Source organism: Actinoplanes lutulentus (assembly GCF_003259845.1).
GTDB classification, from domain to species: domain Bacteria; phylum Actinomycetota; class Actinomycetes; order Mycobacteriales; family Micromonosporaceae; genus Actinoplanes; species Actinoplanes lutulentus.
This window is the reverse complement of sequence record NZ_QLMJ01000027.1, coordinates 133,137-153,153: the sequence shown is the minus strand read 5'-3', so window position 1 is coordinate 153,153 and position 20,017 is coordinate 133,137. Positions and strand designations below refer to the sequence as shown.

15 protein-coding genes are annotated in these 20,017 nt (G+C 68.4%); 7 read left to right on the top strand and 8 right to left on the bottom strand.

Annotated features, from left to right (window positions below):
* Positions 1–28: 28 nt before the first annotated feature.
* Positions 29–1,564, top strand: a complete 1,536-nt coding sequence (locus tag B0I29_RS41355) for an FAD-dependent oxidoreductase (RefSeq protein WP_111654645.1) — start codon at positions 29–31, stop codon at positions 1,562–1,564.
* A gap of 48 nt (positions 1,565–1,612) precedes the next feature.
* Entirely contained in the window at positions 1,613–2,833 is a 1,221-nt protein-coding gene (locus tag B0I29_RS41350; RefSeq protein WP_111654644.1) for a cation:proton antiporter domain-containing protein, read from the top strand.
* Here B0I29_RS41350 and ppk2 read toward each other — a convergent pair.
* Together ppk2 and B0I29_RS41340 are read right to left on the bottom strand one after the other, a co-directional pair.
* Positions 2,788–3,579 (bottom strand): polyphosphate kinase 2, encoded by a 792-nt coding sequence (gene ppk2 / locus B0I29_RS41345; protein WP_111654643.1) that lies wholly within the window; start codon positions 3,577–3,579, stop codon positions 2,788–2,790. The genes B0I29_RS41350 and ppk2 overlap by 46 nt on opposite strands.
* An 88-nt stretch (positions 3,580–3,667) precedes the next feature.
* On the bottom strand, positions 3,668–4,831 hold the full coding sequence (locus B0I29_RS41340; protein WP_111654642.1) for an ROK family transcriptional regulator: 1,164 nt from the start codon (positions 4,829–4,831) through the stop codon (positions 3,668–3,670).
* 97 nt (positions 4,832–4,928) lie between these two features.
* Here B0I29_RS41340 and B0I29_RS47640 point away from each other — a divergent pair, with 97 nt between their 5' ends.
* Entirely contained in the window at positions 4,929–6,146 is a 1,218-nt protein-coding gene (locus B0I29_RS47640; RefSeq protein ID WP_111654641.1) for a chitosanase, read from the top strand.
* Positions 6,147–6,193: 47 nt separating this feature from the next.
* On the opposite strand, the gene B0I29_RS41330 is transcribed toward B0I29_RS47640, so the two are convergent.
* Positions 6,194–8,134: a DUF4153 domain-containing protein gene (locus B0I29_RS41330; RefSeq protein ID WP_245973163.1), complete on the bottom strand. Its 1,941-nt coding sequence runs from the start codon at positions 8,132–8,134 to the stop codon at positions 6,194–6,196.
* Between the two features lie 261 nt (positions 8,135–8,395).
* On the opposite strand from B0I29_RS41330, the gene B0I29_RS41325 reads away from it, so the two are divergent.
* Positions 8,396–8,857, top strand: coding sequence for a phage tail protein (locus B0I29_RS41325; protein ID WP_111654639.1), 462 nt, complete (start codon positions 8,396–8,398; stop codon positions 8,855–8,857).
* A gap of 45 nt (positions 8,858–8,902) precedes the next feature.
* On the opposite strand, the gene B0I29_RS41320 is transcribed toward B0I29_RS41325, so the two are convergent.
* Positions 8,903–11,119 (bottom strand): ricin-type beta-trefoil lectin domain protein, encoded by a 2,217-nt coding sequence (locus B0I29_RS41320; RefSeq protein WP_111654638.1) that lies wholly within the window; start codon positions 11,117–11,119, stop codon positions 8,903–8,905.
* A 198-nt stretch (positions 11,120–11,317) separates the two neighbouring features.
* Positions 11,318–12,601: a TolB family protein gene (locus B0I29_RS41315; RefSeq protein WP_111654637.1), complete on the bottom strand. Its 1,284-nt coding sequence runs from the start codon at positions 12,599–12,601 to the stop codon at positions 11,318–11,320.
* 183 nt (positions 12,602–12,784) lie between these two features.
* Between B0I29_RS41315 and B0I29_RS41310 the strand changes: the two genes are divergently transcribed.
* From B0I29_RS41310 to B0I29_RS41300, 3 genes are read left to right on the top strand one after another with little or no spacing between them, the layout of a single operon-like run.
* Positions 12,785–14,488 carry a putative Ig domain-containing protein gene (locus B0I29_RS41310; protein ID WP_111654636.1) on the top strand — a complete coding sequence of 568 codons (1,704 nt, stop codon included), beginning with the start codon at positions 12,785–12,787 and terminating at the stop codon, positions 14,486–14,488.
* Positions 14,485–15,162: a prepilin-type N-terminal cleavage/methylation domain-containing protein gene (locus B0I29_RS41305; RefSeq protein ID WP_111654635.1), complete on the top strand. Its 678-nt coding sequence runs from the start codon at positions 14,485–14,487 to the stop codon at positions 15,160–15,162. The genes B0I29_RS41310 and B0I29_RS41305 overlap by 4 nt, the downstream gene beginning before the upstream one ends.
* On the top strand, positions 15,159–16,703 hold the full coding sequence (locus B0I29_RS41300; protein WP_111654634.1) for a DUF1561 family protein: 1,545 nt from the start codon (positions 15,159–15,161) through the stop codon (positions 16,701–16,703). The genes B0I29_RS41305 and B0I29_RS41300 overlap by 4 nt, the downstream gene beginning before the upstream one ends.
* Positions 16,704–16,706: 3 nt before the next feature.
* Here B0I29_RS41300 and B0I29_RS41295 read toward each other — a convergent pair whose 3' ends face one another.
* The 3 genes from B0I29_RS41295 to B0I29_RS41285 all read right to left on the bottom strand — a co-directional run bounded on the left by B0I29_RS41295 (position 16,707) and on the right by B0I29_RS41285 (position 19,930).
* Positions 16,707–17,267: an SUKH-4 family immunity protein gene (locus tag B0I29_RS41295; RefSeq protein WP_181558242.1), complete on the bottom strand. Its 561-nt coding sequence runs from the start codon at positions 17,265–17,267 to the stop codon at positions 16,707–16,709.
* Between the two features lie 53 nt (positions 17,268–17,320).
* Positions 17,321–18,922, bottom strand: a complete 1,602-nt coding sequence (locus B0I29_RS41290; RefSeq protein WP_111654632.1) for a beta-1,3-glucanase family protein — start codon at positions 18,920–18,922, stop codon at positions 17,321–17,323.
* A gap of 279 nt (positions 18,923–19,201) precedes the next feature.
* Positions 19,202–19,930 carry an alpha/beta fold hydrolase gene (locus B0I29_RS41285; RefSeq protein WP_111654631.1) on the bottom strand — a complete coding sequence of 243 codons (729 nt, stop codon included), beginning with the start codon at positions 19,928–19,930 and terminating at the stop codon, positions 19,202–19,204.
* Positions 19,931–20,017: the final 87 nt, after the last annotated feature.

The following is a 20,017-nucleotide window of genomic DNA, read 5'->3' as shown; positions in this document are numbered from 1 at the left end:
TCACAGGTGGCCGGGAACTTTGCGGAGCATGACGCCTTCCCGCGGCTCCGGCTTCGCGAACCGCCACGCCCGACGCCTCATCCGCATCGACCGGTCGCTGCCAGGCCGGGTGGACCACCCCGCGAGCGCTGTGGTGATCGGGGGTGGGATCGCGGGCATGACATCGGCCCTGCTGCTCGCCGAACGCGGTGTCGCGGTGACACTGCTGGAACGCGACGATCGGCTCGGTGGCCGGCTCGCGGCGTGGCCGAAACAGCTGGCGGACGGGTCCACCCAGATGGTCGGCCACGGGTTTCACGCCTTCTTCCGGCAGTACTACAACTGGCGGAACATCCTGCGCCGGATCGACCCGGCGCTGTCGTTCCTCCGCCCGGCCGAGCACTATCCCGTGGTGTCCCGGGCCTGGCCGGACGAGGACTTCGGCGGGCTGCCGAAAACACCGCCGTGGAGCCTGCTCGCGCTGATCGCCCGCTCCCCCAGCCTGCGGATGCGCGAGATGCGCGACGTCGACGGACCGACGGCGATGGCGCTGCTGCGATTCTCCCGGGCGCAGACCTACCGGGACTTCGACACGATGTCGGCGGCGGACTACCTCGACCGGCTCGCCATGCCGGACCAGGCTCGCGCGCTGCTGTTCGACGTGTTCGCCCACTCGTTCTTCAACCACGCGGCCGAGATGTCGGCCGCCGAGATGATCATGCAGTTCCACTTCTATTTCCTGCGTAACGCCGAGGGCCTGGCCTTCGACGCGCCGGACGACGACTACCAGACGTCGATCTGGGCGCCGCTGTGCGAGCGGTTGCAGGCGCTGGGCGCGGACATCCGCACCGGCGCGGCCGTCGACCGGATCGAACCGGGCTGGACCGTCACCCTCACCGGCGGCGCCCAGGTCCGCGCGGACCACGTCGTCCTGGCCACCGGCCCCGCCGCCGCGCGCGCCATCGTCGCCGCGTCACCCACCCTGACCGGCTCGGCGCCGGCTCTGGTCAAGAACATCGAGACGGTACGCACGACCGCCCCGTACGCGGTCAGCCGGATCTGGACCGACCGGGACGTCGCCGCGGACCGCGCGGTGTTCAGCAGCGTCGCCCGCGAGCCGCTGCTGGACTCGGTGAGCCTGTTCCACCGCGTCGAACGAGGCTCGGCCGAATGGTCGCGGCGGACCGGAGGCGCGGTCCTGGAACTGCACGCGTACGCCGCGGACGCCGGCGTCGACGCGACGAGCGCGGCCCGCGACATGTGGTCGCAGCTCACCGGGATCTGGCCGGAGACAAGCACGTTGCGGGCGGTCGACAGCGACACCCGGATCGGGTACGACGCCCCGGCGTTCGATGTGGGCAGTGACGCCACCCGGCCCGGCGTGATCACCGACGCCGACGGATTGTTCCTGGCCGGCGACTGGGTCCGCATGTCGTTCCCCTGCGCGTTGATGGAACGCTCCGCCGCGTCAGCCGCGCTGGCCGCCAACGCGATCCTGAACCGCCACGGCGTACGCCCGGTGCAGGTCTACTCGATCCCGCCCCGAGGACTACTGGCCGGACGCGACCTCATCCGCGGGGGATGACGGAACCTCGCCCGGTGCCCGGAAGCATGGTCGCGGAGGAGGACTCCTGTGGAAGCGGCCGCTGTCTCCCTGGTCATGGTGGCGATCTTCTGCTGGGGTCTCACCGCGAACCGGCTCGGCCGGGCTGACCTCAGTGCGCCGATCGTGTTCGTCCTGGTCGGCGTGCTGTTCTCCGAGGGTGTGCGCGCGGTGGAGCCGGAGGCCACCCAGGAGGTCGTCAAGCTGCTGGCCGAGGTGACCCTGGTCTGGGTGCTGTTCGCGGACGCCTCCCGTGTCGGCCCCCGGGAGGTCCGCGCCGACCTGGGACTGTACGTCCGCCTGCTCGGGATCGGCCTGCCGCTCACCATCGCCGCCGGTTCCGTGCTGGCAGTGCTGCTCTTCGACGGACTGGGTTTCTGGCTCGCCCTGCTGGTGGGCGCCGCGCTCGCGCCCACCGACGCGGCGCTGGGCGCCGCGGTGATGGCCAACCCCGCCGTGCCGGAACGGATCAGGCGGGTTCTCAACGTCGAGAGCGGTCTCAACGACGGCATCGCCACTCCGGTCGTGACCATCGCCGTCGCCGGCGCCGTCACCGCCGAGACTTTCCAGGGCGCACTGAGTCTGGGCGGCGCACTCCTCGATCTGGCGGTCGGCCTCGGGGTCGGTGTTCTCGCCGGGCTGGCCGGCGGCCACAGCATGCGGATCGCCCGGCACCGGGGATGGGCGGCCGAGGACTTCGCCGGGCCGGCCGTGCTGGCCCTCGCGCTGGCCGCGTACGCGAGCACTGTCGCGCTCGGCGGCAACGGCTTCGTCTCCGCCTTCGTCGCCGGGCTCGCCTTCGGCCACTACGCCGGCCGGGGCGGTGTGAAGGAGGTCTTCTACGTCGAGCAGACAGCCGGACTCGTCTCCCTGCTCACCTGGCTGGCCTTCGGGGCCGTCGCGGTCCCGATCGTCATCGACCACGCCGGCTGGCGGGTGGTGGCGTACGCCGTCCTGAGCCTCACCGTGGTCCGGATGCTGCCGGTCGGGCTCGTCCTGATCAGATCCGGTCTCTCACTGCCGACGATCTCGTTCATCGGCTGGTTCGGACCGCGCGGTCTCGCCTCGATCATCTTCGCTCTGATCGCTGTCGAGGAACTCCACGACGCCGCCGGCCCCGCCGTGGCGGTGATCGGCATGACCGTGCTGCTCAGCGTGTTCGCCCACGGCCTCAGCGCGAAACCCCTGGCGAACCGGTACGCGCGTCAGAACGGCGCCGGAATGGACCGCGGCGCGCGGGCCGGTTCCTGATAATCGCCGGCCTTCTGCCGTTCCGGCAGCGTGACGTCCGGCTGCTTGAGCGGCTCGTACGGCACCTGGCTCAGCAGATGACTGATGATGTTGAGCCGGCCACGCTTCTTGCTATTGGTGTCCGCGACGTTCCACGGCGCCCACGGGGTGTCGGTCGCGGCGAACATGGCGTCCCGGGCCCGTGAGTAGTCGTACCAGCGGCTGTAGGACTTCAGATCCATGTCGGACAGCTTCCAGACCTTGCGGGGGTCGTGGACGCGGCTCTCGATCCGGCGCGTCTGCTCGTCCGAGCCGACCTCCAGCCAGTACTTGATCAGGATGATGCCGTTCGCGACCATCGCCTCCTCCACGGCGGGGACCTGCTGGAGGAACTGTTCGGTCTGCTCGGGTGTGCAGAAACCCATCACCCGTTCGACCCCGGCGCGGTTGTACCAGCTCCGGTCGAAGATGACGACCTCGCCGGCCGCCGGGAAGTGCTCGATGTAGCGCTGGATGTACATCTGCGACTTCTGCCGCGCCGTCGGTTCCGGCAACGCCACCACCCGGAACACCCGCGGACTCACCCGCTCGACGATCCGCTTGATCGTGCCGCCCTTGCCCGCGGTGTCGCGTCCCTCGAAGACGACACACACCTTGGCGCCGCTCGCCTTCACCCACTCCTGCATGGCGACCAGCTCGGCCTGCAGATCCTCAAGCGCCTTTTCGTACGCCTTACGGCCGAGCTTCTTGTCCTGTTTCTTCGCCACGGTGCGACCTCCTCGACAGCCGCGTTCAGATCAACACCGTGGACGCCGCAGCGCCTCATCCGGCCGGGATGAGTTGCCGAGCAGCCGGTCAGCCGGCCCGGATGGCGGCGACCAGAACCTCCCGGACCGCCTTGAGCCCGGCGTCCAGAGCGCCGAGCAGCACCGCGTCGCCCTCGATGGCCGTGACGGTGATCGAGCACTCCAGGGGCGCGGCACGCCCGAACGCGCTGGTCACCGCCGTGAGCAGCGCCTCGCCGCCGGCCTGGGCGATGGGCCCGGCCAGCACGATCAGGTACGGGTCGAGAATGGCGGTCACCGCGGCCAGCCCGACCACGACGCGATCCGCCAGGACGGCGAGGAACTCCTCCGAGCCGGCGGCGACCACCGCGGCCGGAGTCTCCCCGGCGATCCCGTGATCCCGGGCCAGCTCCATGATCGCCGGGCCGCCGAACAGATCCTGCAGATCGATCTTGCGGTGCGGCGAATCGGGTGAGTAGAGCGGCACATAGCCGATCTCACCGGCGCCACCACGCGTACCCCGCAGCAGCGTCCCGTTGATGTCGATGGCCAGGCCCAGCCCGTCCTGACCGATCCAGAGCAGCGCGAAGTTCTCCGCCTCCCGGCCGGCGCCCCGCCGCCGCTCGGCCACCGCGGCCAGGTTGACGTCGTTGTCGGCGCCGACCCGGGTGCCGAGCGCCTCGGCGATCCTCGGCACCAGACCGGGCCGGCCGAATCCGGGCACGTCGGTGAGCCGGATCGTCTCGCTCCTCGGGTCGTACGAGCCGGGCACGCCGAGCTGCACGTGCCGGATCCGGCCGGCCTCGACACCGGCCCGTTTCCGCAGCCGGGTGACCACGCCGGCCACGGTGGACACCGGGTCGGCGCCGAGGAAGTCGACATGCGTCTCGACCGTCGCCCGGATCGTGCCGGTCAGGTCGCAGAGCGCGGCGGCCACCGACGGATTTCCGCTGGTCCCGGTCTCGCGGATGGAGACGGCGACGGTGTAGGCCGCGTCCGGATCAGCCGCGTAGATCTCCGCGGCCGGCCCGGGCCGGCCGCTGTCGTGCCCGACCACGGTGATCAGCCCGGCCGCGGTCAGCCGCCGGAGCAGCTCGGAGATCGTCGGTGTGGACAGCGCGGTGATCCTGCGCAGGTCGGCGCGGGTGAGCATGCCGGGGTCGAGCAGCAGTTCGAGCGCCGCGCTCTCGTTCATGGCGCGCAGCAGCTTGGACGAGCCGGCCAGACGTGACATCGAAGCTCCCTATTGACGGCTATTGATAAAGCTACTTAACAGTCATAGAGTCCGTCCAGCGCGCGCCACCCTTCCATCCCCTTTCCCCAGGAGCGCCATGTTTCGCGTGAAAACCGCCGTTTACGCTGCGTCCGGACTGGTCCTCGCCGGTGCGGCCACGATCTACGGACTACTTCCGGCCAGCGCCGCCACGGCCGGCCCGATCACCGGCCTGGGCGGCAAATGCATCGACGTCGCCGGCGCCTCGTCCGCCAACGGCACCGCCATTCAGATCTACGACTGCAACAGCTCGGCCGCCCAGCGGTGGACCACCGGCAACACCGACGGCACCCTGCAGGCACTGGGCAAATGCCTGGACATCACCGCCGCCGCGACGGCCAACGGAACCAAGATCCAGCTGTACGACTGCAACGGCACCGGCGCTCAGAAGTGGACCTTCACCAACGGCGCCCTGGTGAACCCGGTCTCCGGCAAGTGCCTCGACGTCACCGACAAGAGCAGCGCCAACGGCACCCGGCTGCAGATCTGGACCTGCTCGGCGACCGCCAACCAGACCTGGACGCTGCCCGGCGGCTCGACCCCCACGACCCCGCCCACCAGCACTCCGCCGTCCACCGGCAAGAACCTCGACGATCCGGCGAAGAAGGACGTCGCCATGCAGATCGTCTCGGCGGCCGAGAACTCGTCGCTGAACTGGCGGGCGCAGTTCTCCTACATCCAGGACATCAACGACGGCCGGGGCTACACCGCCGGGATCATCGGCTTCTGTTCCGGAACCGGTGACATGCTCGAACTGGTCGAGGCGTACACCGCCACCAAGCCCTCGAACGTCCTGGCGAAGTATCTCCCGGCGCTGCGCAGCGTCAACGGCACCGCCTCGCACTCGGGCCTCGACCCGAACTTCACCAGGGACTGGAAGACCGCGGCCGCCGACGCGGTGTTCCAGGCCGCGCAGGAGTCCGAGCGCGACCGGGTGTACTTCAACCCGTCGGTCCGCGACGGCAAGTCGGACGGCGTCCGCGCGCTCGGCCAGTTCGCGTACTACGACGCCTCGGTCGTGCACGGCTACGGCGGCATGCGGTCGATCCGCAGCCGGGCCCTCGCCAAGGCCAAGCCGCCGGCCCAGGGCGGCGACGAGCGCGCCTGGCTCAACGCGTTCCTGGACGAGCGGGTCGTCGAGATGAAGAAGGAAGCGGCCCACGACGACGTCACCCGCATCGACACCGCCCAGCGCGTCTTCCTGAACAACAGCAACTTCGACCTGAACACGCCGCTGGACTTCAAGGTCTACGGCGACGCGTTCCACATCGGCTGACCCCGGCGCCAGGAGGGTGCTCCGGCACGAGGCCGGAGCACCCTTGCTCACCTGCGGGTCTTGGGCAGGTCGAACTGGTCAGCGGCGCGGCAGTCCTTCTGGTTGCCGATCGCCTCCGGACCCAGCTTGTCGATCGCTTCCCGGGCCTGCTGACGGCCGAGGTTCCACGCGTACCAAGGGTCTGGCTCTTTGAGATCCTCGGCGATCCAGCTCAGCGTGCAGCGGCGGACCGGATCGGGCAGCTCGGTCAGCGCCGGCGTCGCGTCGGCGGAGAGCGCGCGAAGGTACCAGGCGTCGATCTTGCCGGAGCCCTCGTAGCGGGCCGCGTTGCGGCTCGCCACGTAACCCTCGGGGTCGAGGACCGCGAGACCGAGAAGCATCAGCACGGCGAGCCCGACGGTGGTGCCGGGAATCCAGCGGCCCTGCCACTTGATGCCGGCGGCGGCGATCAGCACGAAGATCACGCCGAGCAGCATCTCGGACGCCATCACGAAGATCCGCTCACCGGTGAAGCTGTAAACCCGCTGGTACTCCCACATCCGCGACAGCGCGGACGCCACGATCACCACGCTCAACCCACAAAGCAGGCCCAAGAGTACGCGCAACAGCACCCGTTCGACCGGTTCGTCCCGTTTTGCCCATCGGGCCAGGGCGGCGATCAGTGCCAGGGAGAGCAGGGTGACCGCGACGAGCTGCCAGAAGCCGCTGCGGGCGTACTCCGAGTAGCTGAGCCCGGAGGTCTTGAGCACGTGCCGGCTGCCGCCGAACAGTACGGCGAACTGCACCGCCACGAAGCCGCCGAAGAGCAGCACCAGCGCGGCACCGGCCGGCGCCCATTCGAGCAGGCCGAACCTGGCCTTGCCCTCGGTATCCATGCTGGACGTCGACGGCGGCGCGGTCAGCGTGTAGACGCCGGAGACGGCGAGCAGGGCACCGGTCACGGCCAGGAAGATCCATTGGAAGACCGAACCGAACGCGAAGTCGGGCACCGCGTCGTCCAGCAGGCGGGAGAACGCGACGTCAGCCGAGGACAGCAGCGCGCCGAAGACGAACAGCACCACGACGGTGAGCGCCACCGAGAAGAAGATCCGCTTGGCGATGCCGGGGTTCTTGCCCGCTTTCAGGTGCCTGCGGACCCACGGGATGCCGGCGAACGCCGCGTACGGGGCCGCCACCAGGCTGAACAGGATCGACCGGACCTGCCGGCCGCCGACGATCGCCAGCGCGGTGCAGCCGATCGCGCCCAGCACGCTGAACGTCACCAGCCACCACGCGTTGCGGAACGCCGGGACGAGCATCAGCGCGAGCGCCGCCGCGGCCCAGCCGGACCGGATCAGGGCCTCGTTGCGCGACAGATCGGTGGACTTCCGTACGCCGAACGTCACGCCCAGCGTGAGCGCCAGCCAGCCGAGGAACCAGCCGATGCCGACCCGGTCCAGCGGCAGGAAGAACAGGAAACCGAGGGCGCCGGCGAGCACGCCGGCCGGGACGGCCCAGCCCTGGGCGGCCTTCGGCCCAGGCCAGTGCTTCTCGCGGAACGCTTCCCAGGTGGTCTGGCGCCGTTCGTAGGTGCCGAACGCGTGGATCGGGGCGTGCACCACGGGTGCCGGTCGCTGCGGACTCGGCCGCTGGGCCGGCGGCTTCGGCTTCGCCGGGGTGAACGCCAGGTCCGACGGGGTGGCGTTCTCCACCGGCGCGGGTTTCGGAGCGGGGGCAGGCTTGGGTTCAACCGGCTTGGGTTCAGCCGGCTTGGGTTCAGCCGGCTTGACTTCCGCCGGTTTGACCGCGGCCGGCTTGACTTCGGCCGGTTTGGCGGCGGCCGGGGTTGCCGTCTGCACGGGGATCATCGGGATGAACAGGGCGTATCCCCGCGTACCCGATGGAATTTGAACGGGAATTGCCCATGCCGTTTCGCCTTCGGCGCCCGGCCAGACCAGCGACGGGATCGCGTCGGTAGGCGGCATGACCAGCAGTTGAGGTGCCGGCACGGGAACGTCTTTGTTCGAATCCGCAGGCACAGCCGGGTCCGGCTGTTCTGGTGGCAACTCCGCCACTGCACCCTCCTAGGTTGCTCAGTCCGCACACTGTAGGGCGTGCGCACAGCAATTTCTACGCCGGGACGTGTCCGTATCGCCGCGACGCCCAGATGGATTGGCACAGATGCGGGAGATCCCCGGAGACATCGGTGTGCCGGTTAGGGTTGGACCAGGGCCGCGTCCACCGCGGACAGGCACTCCGGGGGTATCGCCATGACCTACGTAGTGGATTTCGACACCGTGTCGACGGCCGGGCTCGAATCGTCGCCGGTCTCCGCCACACTCGCCGGCCTGCGGGCGAACGAGGCCCGGTACTTCAAGAACAAATACAGTCATGTCTTCACGGTCGAGCCCGCGAGCGACGCGAAGGAGACCATCGACTGGGTGAGCCGCATCCTCGAACAGGAGCGCGGCATCGTCATCTCCTCGAAGCCGCTCGAAGCGACCGCCTTCCAGGTCGAGAACATCCGGATGGCCTACGTCTTCTACGAGAGCGGCCTGTCCATCAACGTGATGTACACCGTGGACGACGGCGGGAAGCGCGCTGTCGGCTTCAAACTCTCCGACGGCATGGAGGTTCCCGAGGAACTCGGGTCGTTCAAATTCGCCCGCCAGAAATCAAAGCTGGCCGGGACGATCCGCGGCTCCTACTTCGTCATCAAGAAGGAGTACTGACCCCACGACAGGAGGGCCCCGGGATTCCCGGGGCCCTGCTGCCGATCAGGGACCGGAGGTCAGATATGCCACCTGGCTACCGCTGTTCACGGTCGCACCGCTGTTGTTGATGACCCGGTTGATCGTGCCGGTGCCGCCCAGCGACACCGTCACCATGCTGGTGAAGCGCACGCCCGGCTTGACCGGCACCTCGAAGGCGCGCTCGGCGACCACCGACGGGTTGACGTTGAAGTAGGCGTACGACCCCAGCCCCCACGCCTGGTGGTTGTTGACCGCGTCGGCGACCTTGTACGCCGCCCACCCCCGCGTCGACCCGTTCATGAACGCGGCCTGGTTCGGCGGGTCGTACGGCATCTCGTTCTGATAGAAGTACGTGCGCCCGTTCTCGCCGTTCCAGATGGTCTGGTACTTCTGGTAGTGCTCGACGAACAGTCCGTAGAACGTCATGTCGTCGCCGTTCACGATCAGCCCGGTGTCGGCGGTGTTGATGTTCCAGCCGACTGTTCCGCCGTTGCCGTGGTCGGCACGCCAGATCCAGGTGTGGTCACCGATCACGTCATCGCTGTTGACCTTCAGGCTGACCGTGGCCTTGCCGGCGATCGAGCCGCCGATGCGGAAGAAGACGTCGTGCAGCGAGGTCGGGTTGGCCGCGTGGTCGGTCGACGAGCCGTCCGGCCCGACCTCCATGAGCACCGGCGAGTTGGTGGTTCCGGCGTCGAACATGATGCCGGCGACCTTCACGCCGTCGACGTCGGCGACGCGCATCGGCACGATGCCGTTCTGCGGTACGAACGTGGCCAGACCCAGACCCAGCACCACGGTGTTCGGCCGGGTGACGTTGATCGTCTGGTTGATGTTGTAGGTGCCCGGCGTGACCAGCAGGTCCCGGCCCGCGGCGAGGGCGGCGTTGATGTTCGCGGCGGTGTCACCGGGCCGGACGATGGAGAACTGGCTCAGCGAGATCGACTCACCGGCCGGGTTGCCGTTCGCCCAGGTGGTGCCGCTGACGTTGCGGCGCAGCGCGGGCACGAAGACCCGGTACGCACCGGCCGCGTCGACGTACAGATAAGGCTTCTCCCGGATCACCGGTGACTGACCGACGTTGGTGTACGGCGGGTTCGGGAAGCTGGTCGCCGGAGCGCCCTGCACCCCGACGAACACCTGGTTCCAGTTCCGGCCGGTCCACGAGCCGATCTGCGAGTTACGGGTGATCCACTGCTGCTGCGAGCCGGAGTCGATCTGGCCGTCGATCTTGGTGTCCGAGATCCAGCCGCCGGACGACCAGCCGCCGTCGGAGAGCGCCAGGTTTCCGCGTACGTGCATCCGCCGGTACGGCGCGGCCTGCGACACCGACCAGCGGTCCAGGCCGGCGGTCGGGTTGACCGCCAGGCCCTCCGCCGAACGCCAGAAGTTCTGGGTCGCGTTCTGCGAGCCGTCCGGCCACCAGTCGGCCTCGACGTGCACCCGCCCGTTGATGGTGGTCTGGTCCGGGACCAGGCCCAGCCCGGCGACCTGGGTGAAGAAGCCGACGTTCGCGTCGACGTTGTAGGCGCCCGGCTTGAACAGCAACGCGTACCGCTGGGTCCCGAACTGGTTGGTGACCTGCTGGTTGAAGACCTGGTTCAGCCGGTTCTGGATCGTCGACGCCGGCATCGAGGGGTCGAAGACGGAGACGTTGGGTCCCAGATCCGGGTTGGTCACCGGATTGTCAGTGGGCGGCGTCGTAGGCGGGGTGGTCGGCGGGGTCGTGGGACCACCCGACAGCGTCCACCGCTGGTTGGCGGAGCCGGCGCACGCCCAGATCTGCAGCCGCGAGCCGTCGGCGGTGCCGTTGCTCTGTACGTCCAGGCACTTGCCGCTGGCCTGGTTGACCAGCGCGCCGGAGGCGTTGAGCGTCCACTTCTGGGTGGCCACGGTGTCGTAGCAGGTCCACAGGTGGGTCAGAGAGCCGTCCGTGGTTCCGTTGTTCGCCACGTCCAGGCACTTGCCCTGCGACTGCACCTGACCGTTGTCGGCCAGGGTCCACTGCTGGCTGGGCACCGTGCTGTAACAGGTCCAGATGTGGATCGCGGCGCCGTCGGCGGTCGAGCCGTTCGCGACGTCGAGACACTTGCCGCTGCCCGCGCCGACCAGCGACCCGGCGCTGGCGGCCGAGGCGTTGGTGACGCCGAGAATGCCGAGACCGAAGATCACGGCGGTGGAGGTGAGGACGGCGAGCAGTCTTCGCCGTCTCGGGGATGACGGGATGCCTGTCGAGGGCATGGGGACTCCCAGTGTGAACGAAATCCGGGGGAACGAGAGCCGGGGGCTGACGTACCGGTGATGCAACTCTTAAGAAACATTCATGTCAATGCATTGCCGCGTCAGCGGCAGTGTCATCGCAGCTCAGCACCGGTTCCGGATCTGTTTCATCTGTTACATCCGCGTCGGCATCAGGGCGCGGACAGGCCCGCATGTCGTTCAGAGGTCGCGGATGAACACGTCGAGGTCGTCGTTGGTGTCGCCCGGGACCAGGTCGGACGAGAAGGAGGTGAACGCGATGTGCCGGCCGTCGCTGCTGATGGCGCCGTTCTCGCCGCCGAAGTTGCCCTGGGTGCCGGCGGTCGACACGCTGACCATCGAGGTCCGGCCGGTGCGCAGGTCGCGGACGAAGACGTCGTACCAGTCGTTGGTGTCGCCGGGCACGAGGTTGGTCGCCCAGGATCCGAACACGACGTAACGGCCGTCCGGGCTGATGTCCGCGGAGCTGCTGTTGTAGTTGCCCGGGGTGCCCGCCGCGGTGACGCTGACCATCGTGGTGGTACCGCTGCGCAGGTCACGCAGGAACACGTCGGGTTCCGGGTTGGTGTCGCCCGGCACGATGCCGGGGTCCTCCGAAAAGAAGGTCACGTAACGCCCGTCCGCGCTGACCGCCGGTCCGTCACTGCGTCCGGCGATCTGCCGGCCGTCGCTGGTCAGGCTGACCCGTACGGTGGTGCCGGCGACCCGGTCGTACCGGAACACGTCGTGCGCGCCGTTGGTGTCGCCCGGCACGAGGTTGGTGGCCCAGGACCCGAAGGCGATGTACCGGCCGGTCGGGCTGACGACCGGTGAGTGACTGCCGTCGTCCGCCTCCGGCGGGGTGATCATGCTGATCGTTCCGGCAGGCAGATCGATGACGTAGACGTCCTCGTGGTCGTTGGTGTCCTGCGGCAGTAGCGGGTCCCCGGCGGAGAGCACGACGCTACGCCCGTCCGCGCTGATGGTGCCGTTCCACAACGGCCGGTCGCCGGACAGCTCGATGTGGGCGATCCGGCGGGTGGTGCCGGTCCGCACGTCGCGCAGGAAGAGGTCGGAGGACCCGTTGGTGTCACCCGGCACCAGGTTCGTGGCGTCCGAGACGAACGTGATCCAGCGCCCGTCATCGCTGATGGACGGGTTGGAGCTCGCCAGGTCGCCCTGCCTGCCGCTGGACGAGACGCTGACCCGGCGGGTGGTCTGTGCCCAGCGATCGCGCAGGAACACGTCCTCGGTGCCGTTGGTGTCCCCGCGGACCAGGTTCGCGGCGGAGGAGTCGAACACGACGTAGCGTCCGTTGCCGCTGAGCGAGAACATGAAGCTGCGACCGGCAGCCTGCTGTTCGTTGTTACCGACGCTGGCCCGCTCGGTCCGCGGACCGGTGGCGCCGGCGGGCTGCGCTGTCGCGGCGACCGACCCGAACACGGCGACCGACACCGTCACCACAGCGCTTCCTATCGATCTCATACCAACCTCCAGAGGTGGTTTCCCTTCGACGTTGGTCGATCGATCTGCCGCGCGCCAGAGCCGAACGGCTCGTATGACCTCAGTGAGCCTCGTACGGGCCCCGAGGAGAAGCAGGACTCTTGACGCTAAGCACTCCAGCCCACCTGCCGATCATCCGCACGAGAGGCATCAGGGACGGGGAGTATGCGGGAGAGGTCGGTGCGGGACGACGGCGACGAGGGCTACAGCCTGGTCGAGATCATCGTCGCTCTGGCGATCGTCAGCATCACCCTGCTCGCCAGCACCCCCTTCTTCGTCGCCAGTCTCAACAACGTCAACTCCCAGCGCGGCCGGCAGGCCGCGATCCAGCTCGCGAACACCGCCATCGAGCAGGTACGCGGCCTGCAGGGCAGCGCGCTGCTGAGCGGGCGCAGCAAGAGCGCCACCCAGACGCAGTTCGATGCCGCGCCCACGTCCTTGGCGAGCTATCTGGCGACGATGGCGGTCGAGGCCGATTTGACGATCACCGACGCCACGTCGACCGAGGGCGCGGACGCGCCGATCCCGACCGCGTCCCAGAAGCTCACCGTGGAGGGGACCACCTTCACCCAGAACATCTACGTCGGCGCGTGCGAGATCTACCTGGTCAAGACCAGCTCCGGTGAATGCGTCTACCCGCAGGGTTCGGACGCGCCGACCGACTCCACCAAGATCCTCAAGTTCTTCCGCGTCGTCGTGCTGGAGACCTGGCCGGACCGGGCCTGCACCAGCAGCAGCGGTGCCAGCATGTGCGAGTACATCACCTCGACGCTGGTGGCCCGGGCCGCCGAGCCGATCTTCGACTTCCACCGGGCGTCGCCGACGGTGCTCACCACCACGATCTACTTCTACAAGGACGTGGAGGGGTCGTTCCAGCTGGAGGCCCGGGGCGGGTACCTGCCGAACGTCTGGACGCTCGCGGCCGCCAGCCCGAAGCTGCCGGACGGGCTCTCGATGTCCAAGTACGGCGTGATCGCCGGGACCGTGACGACGGCCGGCACCACCAACCTGAGCGTGACTGTCACCGACAACCAGGGCCGCACCGACACCGAACCGATCGCGCTGAAGGTGGTGCTGCCGCCGACCGTCACCGTGCCGGCCGCCACGATGCGTGTCGGGGAAGCGGTCAGCCTGCAGGCCGTCGGAGCGAACGGGGTCCCGGCGTACACGTACACCGCGACCGGTCTGCCGCCTGGTCTGACGATCGCGAAGAAGACCGGGCTGATCACCGGTACCCCGACCACGGCCGGCACCTACGTGGTGACGTACACGATCGCCGACGCCAACGCGGTGACCGGCACGGCCACCTACACCTACTCGACCTATCCCGCGCTGGTCCTGGGCACCCTCGCCGACCAGACGATCAAACTAGGTGACCAGATCGATCTCACCGCCGTCGGCTCGGGCGGTGACGGCACCTACACGTACAGCGCCACCAATCTGCCCACCGGACCCTCGGTCAAGATAAACGCGAAGAGTGGCGCCATCTCCGGCAAGCCGACCGCGTCGGGCCGGTTCCTGCCCACTATCACCGTCACCGACGGCACCGGCGCCACCGCGAGCCAGCGCGTCTCGATCATCGTGACCACCACGACCTCGCTGGTCTTCACGGCGCCCGCGCTGACGGCCGCCGACCAGAGCACGGTCAAGGGCGCCGCGGCATCGCTGACCCTGACCACGAACGGCGCGCTGCTCGGCCTGTCCCCGGTGGTCACCGTGACCGGGCTGCCGACCGGCATGAGCTACAACGCGCTGACCGGGATCATCTCCGGCACACCGACCACCGCCGGCAGTTACACGGTCACCGCCACCGCGACCGGCCTGTCCAGCAACCTCAGCGTTCTCACGTTCATCTGGAAGGTCACATGAGCGACTTTCTCCACGAGCGCAGGAGCGACGACGCCGGCTTCTCGCTGATCGAGTTGCTGGTCAGCATGGGCCTGATGAGCGTGGTGATGGTGATGGTGGTCGGCGGCCTGTTCGAGGTCTACTCGGACGTCAACCGCGCCGACGGCCTGGCCAGCTCCCGGGAACAGATCACCACCAGCTTCCGGAGACTGGACAAGGAGGTGCGCTACGCGAACTGGCTCTCCCCTGCCGGCAAGGTGGGCGGCAACTACTACCTGGAGTACGCCACGCCGCCGCCGGTGAACACCACCCGCCCGCCGAAAATCTGCCGCCAGCTCGTCTACAAGAGCGGCGTACTGACCCTGGCGAGCTGGAATCCGACGCTCACCAGCACGCCGGAGACACCGACGACGATCGCGACCGACCTGACGCTGACCGGGACCCAGGACCCGTTCACGATCATCCTGCCCGGCGACAGCCCGAACTCCTCGGCCAGCCCCGGCACCGCCGGCACGGGCACCGGGTACGTGCCGCAGCACAGCCAGTTGCGCCTGCGGTTCACCGCCAAGTACGCCACCGTGACCATGCCGGTGGACGTGCTCTTCACGGCGCAGAACACGACGTCGTACAACGTCTTCGGCAACAACCGCGAGCTTCTCGACAACGACTGCAGCAAGGGAAGGCCCACCTCATGAGCCTGACGACGCTCCGCAGGGACGAGGGCTCGCTGCCAATGGCGATGCTCCTCATCACGGTCGTGCTGTCGATCTCGGCGTTCCTGGTTCCGCTCGTGGTCCGCCAGACCAAGGCCACCCAGAACCTCGCCCAGCGCACCACCATGCTGGACGCCGCCCAGGCCGGCATGGACGTGATGATGGCCCGGGTGCGGGCCGCTTCCGACGTGGAGACGCGCGAGGGCTATCTGGAGAACATGCCGCCGTGCGTCCTGAGTGGCGACGCCGGGGCCACCGACACGTCCGAGCGGCTGGCGTACCAGGTGACGGTCACGTATTACGACGCGGCCGGCGGCGCACTGTCCTGCCCGGTCACCGATGTGCCGACCACCGCCAAGGTCGTCTCGGTCGGCACCACCGGGACGCTCAAGCGCACCCTGGCCGCCACGTACGTCTTCTCCACCAGTAACACCAACATCCCCGGCGGCCAGATCCGGATCTCCAGCTCGACCCTGGGCAACCAGTGCATGGACTCCGGTTCCAGCAAGGCCCCGACGGTCGGCTCCGCGCTCATCATGGCGACCTGTGACGGCAGCAGCCGCCAGCAGTTCGGCTACACCGCCGACCTGTACCTCAAGCTGATCGGCTCGGAGTCGACTGGCGCCGACGACGGGATGTGCCTGTACTCGGGCGCCACCCACGCCAACAACAACCCGCTCGTCTTCCAGCCGTGCCCGGCGACCACTCCGGCAACCTCGACGTTCCAATGGAGTCTGGACGGCAACAGCCTGTTCCACTCCGCCAACGCGTCCAAGGTCGTCGAGTCGTTCTGCATCAACGTCGTCCAGCCGGGAACGGCGGGCAGCGCGGTCGCTCTCGGATCCTGCACCAGCGCCGCCACCAAGACGGTCTGGCGCTCCGCACCCGGCGTGGGCGCGGGCATGGCCGGGGACAACACGTACCAGCTGGTCAACTATGCCCAGTTCAGCCGCTGCCTGGACGTGACGAGCAAGTCGATGAGCGCGACGTACATGATCACGTGGTTCTGCAAGCAGGCGCCGAACGGCGTGGTCGACTTCAACCAGCAGTGGGTCCACCCGGTGCCGGACGCCACCAAGAAACAGGTCTCGGCCACCGGCCCGATCATCGTCAACAACTACACCTCCACCAGCAACTCGGTCAGCGCCTGCTCGACGAGCACGGCGAAGGGCTGCGGCAGCAACTACTGCCTGAAGTCGCCGGGCACCGCCACCTCCAGTTCCTGGGTGACGGTGGAGCTGTGCTCGACCGAGGCGTTGCAAGCCAAGAACTACCTGCAGTGGACCGTCTACCACGACACCGGCGACTATGCGACGAGCTACCGGATCAAGGACTACAAGGGCAACTGCCTGCAGCCGACCCGCCAGACCGACACCTCGTACACCGCGCCGAGCAGTGACCTGCACGGTGACGGCACCAGCAAGGTCAAGGTCGTCACCTGCAACTCCTCGGAGCTGCAGAAGTGGAACGCGCCGGCGAACATCAGCAAGCCGACCCCGCTGACCGACCTGGTCGAGGACTGATCTCTACGGCAGGTCGATGATCACGTCAGGCCAGAACCCGGTGTCCGGATCGATCTCCCGGAAACGCTCCAGCACGTACTCGCACAACTGCTGATAACCGAGATAGGCGTCCGGCAGCTCCACGCCGTCTTTCCACGCCCGGATCTCGGCCTCTCCCGCGGCGTTCTGTGCCTCGGCGAGCAGCGGAACGATCCCATGCCAGCGCCACGCACACTCGACGAAGGCCGGGACCGACGAGTTGACCGTCGTCGGCGTCACTCCCCCGGCCAGGTCGGGATGCACGGCGGTCGAGCGCGGAACGGCCAGGACGGCATCCGAGTCCGCAACGAGCTTCGCGGAGCCGTAGACGCCGAGGACGTGCTCCCGGAACACGCCGGCGACGCCCATCAGGCCGTCGTCCCTTTCCGGCGGGAGTCCGTACGCGAACAGCGCGGCCTTCGCCGGGCCGGACAACCGCCAGTCCGCCAGCTCTGACGCTGGAAGTACCGGCGGGCTGCCCGACCTGGTCAGACTTTCGAGGGTGTCCCCGAGGATGCGGTCCACCGCGATCCGCGTACCGCTCACCTCCACGAGGACACCCCTAACCGTTCAACCGGACGGCCAAACTACCGGCCGGGTCAGCCCCTGCGCCATTTCTGGTTCAGGCCGCCGACGCAGTCCCAGAGGTGCAGCTTGGCGCCGTCGTTCGCGTTCCACGCCGCGATGTCGACGCACTTGTTCGCCTGCGGGTTGACCAGGTCGCCGGCCGCGCTGAGCACGAACTGCTGGGCCGCATTCCCGCTGCACGTGGCGATCTGGATGGCCGTGCCGTTGGCAGCTGCGCCCCAGGCCACGTCCATGCACTTGTTGTTCTGCGTACTGATGGTGCTGCCGTTGAACGTCCACGCCTGCGCCGCGGAGTTGTTGCAGGTCCAGACCTGCAGTTGCACCCCGTCGGAGAAGTTGGCGTTGTTGACGTCGACGCACTTGTTGTTCCAGTTGCTGAGGATCCGGTTGCCGGTGGCCGGCGGCGTGGTGGGCGGGTTCCCGCCGGCGCCGAACGGGCTCATGATGATGCCGGCCTGCTGCGGGTCACCGTCGTTGACCAGCGACTCGAAGTGACCGACGTCGTCATAGGCGAATCCGTACGCCTTACCGTCGGCCATGTTCGCGTGGATGATCCGTGAATAGTGGTTCGGCGCGCTGTTCTTGTAGAACGCGTTCGCGTCGTAAACGGGTTCCACGGTGGACGGGCCGAGCGTTCCGCGTACCAATGCTGTGCAGATGGTGCGACGCACCTCGCTCTGGATGAACGGCGCGACGTTAGGAGCGTTGAAGACGCCGTCGCAGCCCCAGACGTTCGCGGTGCTGGGCTTGTCGACGGTCGCGACCTCGGCGCCGGTGCTGTCGGTGAAGCGCATGGTGTTGCCGACGGTCCGGCCGAAGAACTTGCGGTTCGGTTCGGCCTCGCGCGGCACGACGGTCAAGGTCTTGCTGGTGTACGCGCTCCACGCCGCGTTGATGTACGCGTCGAGATAGGTCGGCGAGAATTTCCCGGCGTCGGTGGCCTTGCCCGGCGCGAGCACCCGCAGCACCGTGCCGTCGGCGCGGGTGATCACCGAGTCCTGCCAGCCGGGCTGGGCCTTGATCGCGTTGATGACCTTGTTCCGGCCGTCGTTGACGACGTCGCCGGTGCGCTTGGTCTGCCCGGCGCCGTTGGTCACGGTGACCGCGTGCGGGATGCCGAAGAAGTCCACCTGTGAGCTGTTCAGCCACAGCCCGGAGTCGTTGAAGGTGAACTCGCTGGTGTCGAAGAGCGTGTTGAAGTTCGGGTCGCCGGGCGCCCACGGCGCGGGCTGGACGAAGCCGTCCGGGGTGATGAAGAACTTGATCTTGTCGCCCATCGCCATGTAGACGCGGCCGGACAGACCCTTGGGGATGCGGATCGTCGTGGTGCCGCCGTTGCCCGGCCCGGCCATCGACACGTCCGGGGCGGGCACCGGCGGGTTGCCGCCGGCCGGCCACGGCGTGAAGGCGCCACCGGTGTTGACGTACCCCCAGCGCCCGTTCATGGTGCCGATGACATAGAGGAACACGGCGTCGCCGCGGCCGGTGTTGTTGGTGACGGTCATCGGGAGCACGGCGGGCGACGCCGCCGAGGCGGGCATCGTCACGGCCACGACCGGTGCCGCCACCGCCAGGGCGGCGACGGCGGTCAGCCATCTCATTCTGGTTCGCAAGCCAACTCCTCAGTTCTGTCCAGGCACACCCGGCAGACCTCGGGGAAGCGGCCGCGTGGCGGATGGCGGCGAAGGGGACAGGTCACAGAGGTATGACCCGTTCGCCGGCGCACTCGCCAGGAACCGCGAAGCCACTGTGAGAGCGCTCTCACAGCATTGTTTGGTTTGTTAACCGATGTCAACAGCGAAAGTCATAAATGTTTCACGACACCGGGCGATCCCCGGGCAGACGCCACGAACCGTGAACGATCCGCTCGGGGTTCACCGCTGTGCGAATCCTCAGTCGCCCACGTGCGCGGCCGCCGCGAGGATCGCCTCGACCGACGCCTGCGGCTGGGACACCAGCGACACGTGCGACGCCGCCACGTCGAAGATCTTCGAGCCGGCACGATCGGCCAGGGACCGCTGCGTGGCGGCCGGGATCACCAGGTCCTCGGTGCCCACGACGGCCCAGCTCGGCAGCGTGCGCCAGGCCGCCGTAGTGGTCGGGGCGGCGTTGGCGCTCAGCGTGATCGGCCGCTGGCCGGTGACGACGTTCCAGCCGTCCGCCTCGGGCAGGTCCTGAGCGAAATAGCGGAACACCGTGTCCGGCTTCAGGAACGCTTCCGCGTCACCCTCCGGCGCACCCGGGTACCCGACGACGTCGAGCACCGTCGTCGGGTCCGGGACGTCGAGGGCCGATCCCGATCCACCCAGAATGCCGAAGATGCTCTCGCCCTCGGCCGGGATGAAAGCGTTCACGTACACCAGCGCGCGCACGTCACCGCCGTTGCCGGCGGCGTTACTGATCACCACACCGCCGTACGAGTGACCCGCGAGCACCACCGGGCCGCTCGTGCGCTGAGCGAGGAACGACGACAGGTACGCGGCGTCGGCCTCCACCCCCCGTAGCGCGTTCGGCGGCGCCAGTACCGTGAAACCGTGCCCACGCAGCTGAGCCGCGACGGCATTCCAGCTGGACGCGTCGGCCCAGGCTCCGTGCACGAGAACGATGGTCGGCTTGGTCATTACAGTCTCCTCGGGTTATCGGGCGGATCGGCTCCTCGGCACCGACACTGGCAAGGCCCACTGGAGAGTTAGTGAACGCGCGGCGCA

Coding starts and splice junctions, on each gene's coding strand:
- B0I29_RS41355 (WP_111654645.1), top strand. CDS start 29: ATGACGCCTTCCCGCGGCTCCGGCTTCGCGAACCGCCACGCCCGACGC.
- B0I29_RS41340 (WP_111654642.1), bottom strand. CDS start 4,831: ATGTCACGTCTGGCCGGCTCGTCCAAGCTGCTGCGCGCCATGAACGAG.
- B0I29_RS47640 (WP_111654641.1), top strand. CDS start 4,929: ATGTTTCGCGTGAAAACCGCCGTTTACGCTGCGTCCGGACTGGTCCTC.
- B0I29_RS41325 (WP_111654639.1), top strand. CDS start 8,396: ATGACCTACGTAGTGGATTTCGACACCGTGTCGACGGCCGGGCTCGAA.
- B0I29_RS41320 (WP_111654638.1), bottom strand. CDS start 11,119: ATGCCCTCGACAGGCATCCCGTCATCCCCGAGACGGCGAAGACTGCTC.
- B0I29_RS41315 (WP_111654637.1), bottom strand. CDS start 12,601: ATGAGATCGATAGGAAGCGCTGTGGTGACGGTGTCGGTCGCCGTGTTC.
- B0I29_RS41310 (WP_111654636.1), top strand. CDS start 12,785: ATGCGGGAGAGGTCGGTGCGGGACGACGGCGACGAGGGCTACAGCCTG.
- B0I29_RS41305 (WP_111654635.1), top strand. CDS start 14,485: ATGAGCGACTTTCTCCACGAGCGCAGGAGCGACGACGCCGGCTTCTCG.
- B0I29_RS41300 (WP_111654634.1), top strand. CDS start 15,159: ATGAGCCTGACGACGCTCCGCAGGGACGAGGGCTCGCTGCCAATGGCG.
- B0I29_RS41285 (WP_111654631.1), bottom strand. CDS start 19,930: ATGACCAAGCCGACCATCGTTCTCGTGCACGGAGCCTGGGCCGACGCG.